Source organism: Adlercreutzia sp. ZJ473, assembly GCF_013185065.1.
In the GTDB taxonomy this organism is placed as follows: Bacteria; Actinomycetota; Coriobacteriia; order Coriobacteriales; family Eggerthellaceae; genus CAAEEV01.
Genome location: NZ_JAAVTO010000077.1, coordinates 1 through 8,296 on the forward strand (window position 1 = coordinate 1; position 8,296 = coordinate 8,296).

Annotated in this window: 6 protein-coding genes; 4 read left to right on the forward strand and 2 right to left on the reverse strand. The window is 68.4% G+C overall.

The features are described 5' to 3' along the window. The first annotated feature begins 304 nt into the window (after positions 1-304). The 3 genes from HRL41_RS11115 to HRL41_RS11125 all read left to right on the forward strand — a co-directional run bounded on the left by HRL41_RS11115 (position 305) and on the right by HRL41_RS11125 (position 4,002). Positions 305-1,582, forward strand: a complete 1,278-nt coding sequence (locus HRL41_RS11115) for an aspartate kinase (RefSeq protein ID WP_165172206.1) — start codon at positions 305-307, stop codon at positions 1,580-1,582. Between the two features lie 439 nt (positions 1,583-2,021). Beyond that, positions 2,022-3,077, forward strand: coding sequence for an aspartate-semialdehyde dehydrogenase (locus HRL41_RS11120; protein ID WP_172137086.1), 1,056 nt, complete (start codon positions 2,022-2,024; stop codon positions 3,075-3,077). 160 nt (positions 3,078-3,237) lie between these two features. After that, positions 3,238-4,002 (forward strand): TlyA family RNA methyltransferase, encoded by a 765-nt coding sequence (locus HRL41_RS11125; RefSeq protein WP_172137087.1) that lies wholly within the window; start codon positions 3,238-3,240, stop codon positions 4,000-4,002. A 63-nt stretch (positions 4,003-4,065) separates the two neighbouring features. Here HRL41_RS11125 and HRL41_RS11130 read toward each other — a convergent pair whose 3' ends face one another. After that, on the reverse strand, positions 4,066-5,430 hold the full coding sequence (locus tag HRL41_RS11130) for a PFL family protein (RefSeq protein ID WP_172137088.1): 1,365 nt from the start codon (positions 5,428-5,430) through the stop codon (positions 4,066-4,068). Between the two features lie 343 nt (positions 5,431-5,773). Between HRL41_RS11130 and HRL41_RS11135 the strand changes: the two genes are divergently transcribed. Then, the gene (locus tag HRL41_RS11135; protein WP_253904877.1) at positions 5,774-6,871 is read left to right on the forward strand and encodes a Fic family protein; all 1,098 of its coding nucleotides are present in this window, start codon (positions 5,774-5,776) and stop codon (positions 6,869-6,871) included. 142 nt (positions 6,872-7,013) lie between these two features. On the opposite strand, the gene HRL41_RS11140 is transcribed toward HRL41_RS11135, so the two are convergent. Then, positions 7,014-8,296: CapA family protein (locus tag HRL41_RS11140; protein WP_253904876.1), on the reverse strand; the 1,283-nt coding region annotated here is incomplete at its 5' end.

An 8,296-nucleotide genomic window follows, 5' to 3' on the forward strand; every position in this document is an offset into this window, starting at 1 on the left:
GGGCGGCATGCGGGCGCGCTAGCGGGCGCGTTGCGGCGCGGCGCGCGCGGCGCCCGCTATCGACATGCTGCCGGGCGCGGGGCATGGCGCGGCGCGGCGCCCGCTGGCTTTCCGTGCTCGTGGGCTGGCCGATCATGCATTTCGCTGGCAGAGGGCCTCGGCGCGCCTTCTTTTTGATATAGTGGGACGCTGCTGGGCTCATGCGCCCTTGCGCAGGCGCGCGCCTTCCCTTCGGCGCCTTCGCCTGCCCGTGTTCGGCGCGTGCCCGATGAGGACGCACAGGGAAGAAAACTGAGAGATAACCATGTCTTTGATCGTTGCAAAGTTCGGCGGCACGTCGGTTGCCTCGCCCGAACGCATCAAGAACGTTGCAAAGCGCCTGGTGGGGATGAGGCAGCAGGGGCACAAGGTGGTCGCCGTGGTTTCGGCCATGGGCAAGACCACCGACGAGCTCATGGGGTTGGCCAGCGCCGTCACCTCCAACCCGCCGGCGCGCGAGCTCGACCGCCTGCTCTCCACGGGCGAGCAGGTGTCCATGACGCTTCTGGCCATGGCCATCGGCGAGCTGGGCTACAAGGCCATGAGCTTCACGGGCCGCCAGGCCGGCATCGAGACCGACGGCATCCACAACAAGGCGAAGATCGTCAAGGTGCACAACGAGCGCATCCTGGCGGCGCTCGACGACGGCGCCATCCCCGTGGTGGCGGGCTTCCAGGGCATCGACGCGAACGGCGACATCACCACGCTCGGCCGCGGCGGGTCCGACACCACGGCCGTGGCGGTGGCCTGGGGCATCAACGCGGACGTGTGCGAGATCTACTCCGACGTGGACGGCGTCTACACCACCGACCCGCGCGTGGCGCCGCGCGCGCGCAAGCTCGACCAGATTTCCTATGACGACATGCTCGAGCTCTCGAGCGCCGGCTCGGGCGTGCTGCAGAGCCGCGCCGTCGAGTTCGCCCGCAAGTGGAACGTCGTCATTCACTCGCGCTCCGCGTTTTCCGATGCGGAGGGCACGTACATCAAGGAGGACCCTGACATGGAGGAAGCCGTCATCACCGGCATCGCGCACGACACGTCCGAGGTGAAGGTGACCATCCGCCGCGTGCCTGACAACACGGGCGTCGCCGCGAAGGTGTTCTCGGCGCTGGCCGCGAACATGGTGAACACCGACATGATCATCCAGAACATCTCGCTTGACGGCTACACCGACATCTCGTTCACCTGCCCCGGCGCCGACCTGAAGCGCGCCAAGGAGACGCTCGACTGCATCATCGGCGAGATCGGCGCCACCGAGTACGTGGTGGACGAGGACATCGCGAAGGTGAGCCTCGTGGGCACGGGCATGAAGTCGTCGCCCGGCGTGGCGGCGCGCGCCTTCACCACCATGGGCGAGAACCAGATCAACATCCTGGCCATCTCCACGTCCCCCATCCGACTGTCGATGGTGGTCGAGGCGTCGGAGGCCACGCGCGCCGTGCAGGTGCTGCACACCGCGTTCGAGCTGGACTCCGACAGCGTGTTCGAGGAGACGCAGCTCTCGGCGGAGGAGATCGCCGCGAAGATGAAGAAGGGGCGCTAAGCGCTCGCGCGCTGACGCAACGGCAGAAGGCTCGACGCTGCGAAGCTCCGAGGCACCTCGCCTTGCCGCTCCAAGCATTCGTCGCGTACCAAGGTACGCGCGCTGGACTGCGGGCGTCGGGCGAGCTGCGGAGGGGAGCTCAGTCGCTCGGACAGTCCTGCTCGCGCGAAATGCCCGCCGGGCATTTCGGCTCGTGCGGAACTCGCTTGGTGAGCACCCCTCCGCAGCTCGCCTCGCGTCGGGGCTTCTTTTTTGCATCGAAGGATGGATGACCGCGCTTTTCGCGATTCTTTTTGCGTGCGAGCGCTTGCTGGGAGGCAGACGGCTGGGTTTTGCCGCCTGTCTGCCGATTTGACGCGCGGCTCGAGTTCGCGGCTGATAGATTTGAAACATGGCGTGCGGTTTGTGATCCGCCGAACTTGGATGAAGGAGACGGAAGATGGCTTGGACGAAAGAGATGCCGGCTCGGCCGGTGGTGGCGGTCGCGGGCGCGACGGGCGCGGTGGGACGCGAGTTTCTGAGGGTGCTGCACGACCTGGACTTCCCGGCCTCGGAGGTGCGTGCCTTGGCGAGCGCGCGCAGCGCGGGCAAGAAGCTCGCGTTCGACGGCTGCGGCGACGTGCCGGCGGGCGATCTGGTGGTGCAGGAGATGACCCCGGAGTCGTTTGAGGGCGTTGACATCGCGCTGTTCTCGGCGGGCTCCGACGTGTCGAAGGCGATGCGCGAGGCCGTGGTGGCCGCGGGCGCCGTGATGATCGACAACTCGAGCGCGTTCCGCATGGACGAGGACGTGCCGCTCGTGGTGCCCGAGGTGAACCCGGGCGACGTCAGCTGGCACTCGGGCGTGATCGCGAACCCCAACTGCTCCACCATCCAGATGGTGGCGGCCTTGAAGCCGCTCTACGACCTGAGCCGCATCACGCGCGTGGTGGTGTCCACCTACCAGGCCGCGTCGGGCGCGGGCGCGCCGGCCATGCGCGAGCTCTACGACCAGACGCGCGAGTTCCTCGACGGCGCGCCTGACGACGAGCTCACGGTGAAGGCGTTCCAGCACCGCATCGCGTTCAACTGCATCCCGCACATCGACAAGTTCCTTGAGGACGACTCCACCAAGGAAGAGTGGAAGATGGTGGTGGAGACGAAGAAGATCATGGGCGACGAGGACATCAAGGTGGCTGCCACCTGCGTGCGCGTGCCCGTGCTGCGCTGCCACGGCGAGTCCATCAACGTGGAGTTCGCCGACGAGGTGACGGTGGAGGCCGCGCGCGCCGCGCTCGAGGCGGCTCCCGGCATCACCGTGATGGACGACCCGGCGAGCAACGTCTACCCCATGCCGGGGCTGCTCGCCGGCACCGACGGCGCGTACGTGGGCCGTCTGCGCCGCGACCCCTCGGTGGAGCACGGCCTGGCCTTCTGGAACGTGGCCGACCAGATCCGCAAGGGCGCGGCCCTCAACGCCGTGCAGATCGCTCAGCTGCTGCTGCCCCGGGCGTAAGCGCGGGCTGACGGGCGCAGGCGGGCGAGCGCAGGTCGCTGGGTCCGACCGCCAGTTCCGGTCACTCGGCCCGGCCGCCAAGACGAGCACGGCCCCCAGGCGTCTCTTTCGCGCCCCGCGTGCCAGATGGCATGCGGGGCGCTTTGGTATCATGGTGCGCATGGATACTTCGAAGCCCAACTCAAGGAAAAAGCCCGGCAAGGTGCGCGTGGACGAGCTGCTCGTCGAGCGCGGCGTCTTCGCGAGCGCCGACGAGGCGCTGCGCGCGGTGATCGCGCGCGAGGTGCGCGTCGACGACGTGTACGTGACGAGCGCGGCCGTGCGCGTGCGACCCGACGCCGACGTGTTCGTGCGCGGGCGCAGGCAGTTTGTGTCGCGCGGCGGGCGCAAGCTGCAGGGCGCGCTCGACGCGTTCTCGCAGGACGTGCGCGGGATGCGCTGCGTGGACATCGGCTCGTCGACCGGCGGGTTCACCGACTGCCTGCTGCAGGCGGGCGCGGCGAGCGTGGCGTGCGTGGACGTGAACTACGGGCAGCTCGCGTGGAAGCTGCGGCAGGACGCGCGCGTGAGCGTGTTCGAGCGCACGAACATCCGCGAGGCCGTGCCCGAGGCGCTCGGCGCTCCCTTCGACCTCATCGTGATCGACGTGAGCTTCATCGGGCTCGCCGCGCTGGCGGGCGCCTTCCCGCCGCTGTGCCGGGCGGGCTCGGTGTTCATCGGGCTGGTGAAGCCGCAGTTCGAGTCGCGCCACGAGGAGACCGACCGCGGCATCGTGCGCGATGAGGCGGTGCGCCTGCGCACGGTCCAGGAGGTGCGCGCAGCGCTCGAGGACGCGGGGTTCGACGTGACGGGCGTGGTGGAGTCGCCCATCTGCGGCGCGCAGGGCAACGTGGAGTACCTCGTGCGCGCCGTGTACCGCGGCTAGCGCGCGGCAGGGGAGAGGCGCTTGCCGGCGACGCCGACGGGGCCGCTCCGCGCGCCGCGGCCGCTAGTTCTTCAGCGAGTTGAGGGGCGCGGGCATGCGGCCTCCGCGGTGGGCGAACACGGTGCCGGCGTTCTGGTTCACGGGCATCACCGGCGCGTAGCCCAGAAGGCCGCCGAAGTCGAGGCGGTCGCCCACCTGCTTGCCGATGGCGGGGATGATGCGCACGGCGGTGGTCTTGTTGTTGATCATGCCGATGGCGCACTCGTCGGCGATGATGCCGAAGATGGTCTCGACGGGGGTGTCGCCGGGGATGGCGATCATGTCGAGGCCCACCGAGCACACGCAGGTCATGGCCTCGAGCTTCTCCAGGCTGAGCGCGCCCGCCTCGGCGGCGCGGATCATGCCGGCGTCCTCGGACACGGGGATGAACGCGCCCGACAGGCCGCCGACGCTCGAGGACGCCATGACGCCGCCCTTCTTCACCGCGTCGTTGAGCATGGCGAGCGCCGCCGTGGTGCCCGGGCCGCCGCAGGTGCCTACGCCGATGGCCTCGAGGATCTCGGCCACCGAGTCGCCCTCGGCGGGGGTGGGGGCCAGGCTCAGGTCGAGGATGCCCTTCTGCACGCCCAGGCGGCGGCTCGCCTCGCGCGCCATGAGCTCGCCGGCGCGCGTGATCTTGAACGCGGTGGCCTTGATGGCCTCGGCCACGGTGGTGACGTCGGCCGAGCGCGGCAGGTCGGCGAGCACCGCGCGCACCACGCCCGGGCCCGACACGCCCACGTTCACCACCTCGTCCGCCTCGCCCGAGCCGTGGAAGGCGCCGGCCATGAAGGGGTTGTCCTCCACGGCGTTGCAGAACACCACGAGCTTGCCCGCGCCGATGCACTGCGCGTCGGCCGTGGCTTCGGCGGCCTTCTTGACGATGCCCGCCATCTTGAACGCGGCGTCCATGTTGATGCCGGCGCGCGTGGAGCCCACGTTCACGCTCGAGCACACGCGGTCGGTGGCGGCGAGCGCCGAGGGGATGGAGTCCATGAGCTTGTCGTCGGCGCGCGAGGCGCCCTTGTGCACGAGCGCGGAGAAGCCGCCCACGAAGTCGACGCCGACCTCCTTGCCCGCGCGGTCCATGGCCACGGCGATGGGCGTGAGGTCGGCGGCGGACACGGCGGCGCAGATCTCAGCGACGGGGGTCACCGAGATGCGCTTGTTCACGATGGGGATGCCGAACTCGCGCTCGAGCTGCTCGGCAGTGGGCACGAGGTGCTCGGCGGCCGTGGTCATGCGGTCGTAGACCTTGGCGGCGAGGCGGTCGATGTCGGCGTCCACGCAGCTGCGCAGGTTGATGCCGAGCGTGATCGTGCGGATGTCGAGGTTCTGCTTGCTCACCATGGCAAGCGTCTCGGCGATTTCAGCAGGCGTGATCTGCATGGGCTCCGTCCTTCGGGTGCAAGGCGGGCTGCGCCGTGCGCCAGGCCGCCGTCTGTGGGTAAAGGTACGTCAAGTCAGGATAGCAAATTATGCGGCGATCAGGCGCGGCGGGGTACCCGTTCGCGTTGATTTGGCACGAGCGCGGGCGCTTTCGGAGCCTTCGGAAGCGCCTTGGGAATGGCTCGCCCGTATGGCGGCTCGTGCGGCAGGGCGCGTGCTTACGCAAAGCCGCCAGGTGCGGCAAGCAGCCTCCGCATATCAGGTGAAAAAATACCACCTTAATCTCCGCATATTTTGCGGTGAATAGATCGTCATTCACCGCATGATCCGGTATACTGCTGGCATGTACCTGTACGAACATGCCGACTGGACCCATTTCGCATGGGATGATGCGACGGTTCTGCCGCTGCTCGGCGAAGCGCGCTTTGCGCAAGGGGAGCTGTTGGGCAGCATGTCCGGCGTGGGCTTCGACGTTGAGTCGGAAGTCGAGGTCCAGGCCCTCTCGGGTGCGGTCGTCGCCTCTTCGAAGATCGAAGGCGTCGTGCTCGATGCGCAGGAGGTCCGCTCCTCGGTGTCACGTCAGCTGGGGTTGGAGGATTTTGCGGGTGCGATTGACACTCGCGACGTCGATGGATCGGTTTCGATCATGCTCGATGCCACGCGCTGCTTTGCCGAGCCCCTTTCCGATGCGCGCCTCTTCGGGTGGCACAATGCGCTGTTTCCCACGGGCTACAGCGGCTTGAGGAAGATTCGCGTCGCGCAGTATCGCGAGGGGCCGATGCAGGTGGTAAGCGGTCCCATAGGAAGGGAGCGGGTGCATTTCCTGGCGCCTGACCCCGATCGCGTTCCCCTGCTGATGGGGGAGCTCGTCTCGTGGGTCAACGAGTGCGACAGCGTGGAGCCGCTGCTGAAGGCGGGCATCGCGCATCTGTGGTTTCTCACGGTGCATCCCTTTGATGACGGCAACGGGCGTATAGCGCGGGCTCTTACCGAGCTGCTGCTGGCGCGCAGCGACGGCAGTCCGCGGCGCTTCTACAGCATGGCTCAGCACATCCTCGCACACCGAGAGGAGTACTACCGCGCATTGGAGCATGCGCAAAAAGGAAGCCCTGACGTCACCGAATGGCTCGTGTGGTTCCTGCGGGCTCTGCAAGGCTCGATCGAGCAAAGCAAGAGGAGCATGGGCGACGTACTGGAGAGGGCCGCGTTTTGGAGGCACCTTGAAGGCGTGCCGCTCAACGAGCGTCAGCGTGTGATGCTCGTGCGACTCAAGGGCGGCTTCGAGGGGAAGCTCACGGCAAGCAAGTGGGCGAAGATGTGCAAGGTGTCGGCTGACACGGCGCTGCGAGACATAAACGACCTCGTGAGCAAGGGGGTGCTCGTGCGCAGCAAAGCCGGCGGGCGCAGCGTGTCCTATGCGCTCAAAGACGCCCTCCAGTGAGCTCGCCGACGCATGAGTGCCCGCGCGTGAGCTCGTCCCGCGGCTTGGACGGCACGAATGCCATCACCGTGCACGTGTCGGCGAAGTCTTCGGGCGGCTTTGCGAGGTCAGCTTCTCGTGGCCTTCGTGGGGCTCGGCAGGGCTACCTATTGATCGGGAACTTATCGCCGATGGTCTGGTCCGTGAGGGCGTTCAGCTGCCCGAGGGGGTCCTCCTCCTGGCCCAGGAGGGTGTGTCGGGTGGCGAGCTCGGGGGTGTAGCTGCCCAAGGGGTAGATGCTGAGGCTGCCGTCCTCGTCGGTGTGGTTCACGAGCGGGGTCCACGCCGCGTTCTCCACGCGCACGTCCCCGCTCTCCGCGTCCCTCACGAAGTCGCAGGTGAGCATGCCCTCCAGCTCGTTCTTCACGTGAGGGGTGTCGTGATGCGACAGGAAGTTGCCCAGCGAGTACGCCACGAGCGCCTGATGTCCCGTCTCGCCCTCCACCCACTCGAGCGGGCCGATGACGTGCGGGTGCGATCCGAGCACCACGTCAACCTCGAGGTCGGCGAGCAGCTTGGCGAGGCGCTGCTGCTCGTCATCGGCTTCCATCAGGTTCTCGGTTCCCCAGTGCATGGCCACCAGCACGACGTCGGCTGCCTCGTGCGCGGCGGCGACGTCGGCGCGAATGCGCTCCTCGTCGATGAAGTTCACCGCGTAGGCGGGCAGCTCGGAGGGCTCGAAGCCGTTCACGCCGTAGGTGTAGTCGAGCAGCGCGAACGTGATGCCCTCGCGCTCGACGGTCGCGAGCTGCGCGGCCTCCTCGGCGCTTGAGGCGGTGCCCGTGAAGGCCACGGGCTGGGCGTTCCACACGCTGCGCGAGTGCTCGACCGCGCCGAAGGCGCCCCAGTCGTAGGCGTGGTTCGACGCGGAGGCCACCAGGTCGAACCCGGTTGCCACGATGGCGTCGGCCATGGCGTCGGTGGTGTTGAACGACGGCCACCCGCGCGGGCCGATCTCGTCGCCGCCCAGGTGCGTCTCCTGCTTCACGTAGGCGAGGTCGGCTGCCTCGACGAGGGGCTTGACGTTTGCGTAGATGGGCGCGTAGTCGTAGAGGCCGTCGCCTGCTTCGCCGGCGAGCACGTCGGCATAGGCGGCGGCGTTGGCCTCGGGCAGGTTGTCGCCGACGGCCGCGAAGCTCACGCGCTGCTCGCTTGCCGCGGCTTCGGGCGCGGCGGCGGGGGCAGGGCCGAACAGGGCGTTGGCAGCACAGCTCCCGACGGAGAAGAGGAGCACCGCCGCGGCGATGAGGGCGACGAGGATGACGAGCCCCCTGACGGGGAGCGCGCCGGGCTCCCGGATGGGGAGCGCGCGCTGCGCCGCCTGCGCCCGGGGGCGCGGGGAGGAGGCGCGCGCCGCGGTCGGCGCGGGGCGCGCGGAGCGTTGTC

Bases quoted from the DNA above. Each gene is read 5' to 3' on its own strand.
- HRL41_RS11115 (WP_165172206.1), top strand. From the start codon at position 305: ATGTCTTTGATCGTTGCAAAGTTCGGCGGCACGTCGGTTGCCTCGCCC.
- HRL41_RS11120 (WP_172137086.1), top strand. From the start codon at position 2,022: ATGGCTTGGACGAAAGAGATGCCGGCTCGGCCGGTGGTGGCGGTCGCG.
- HRL41_RS11125 (WP_172137087.1), top strand. From the start codon at position 3,238: ATGGATACTTCGAAGCCCAACTCAAGGAAAAAGCCCGGCAAGGTGCGC.
- HRL41_RS11130 (WP_172137088.1), bottom strand. From the start codon at position 5,430: ATGCAGATCACGCCTGCTGAAATCGCCGAGACGCTTGCCATGGTGAGC.
- HRL41_RS11135 (WP_253904877.1), top strand. From the start codon at position 5,774: ATGTACCTGTACGAACATGCCGACTGGACCCATTTCGCATGGGATGAT.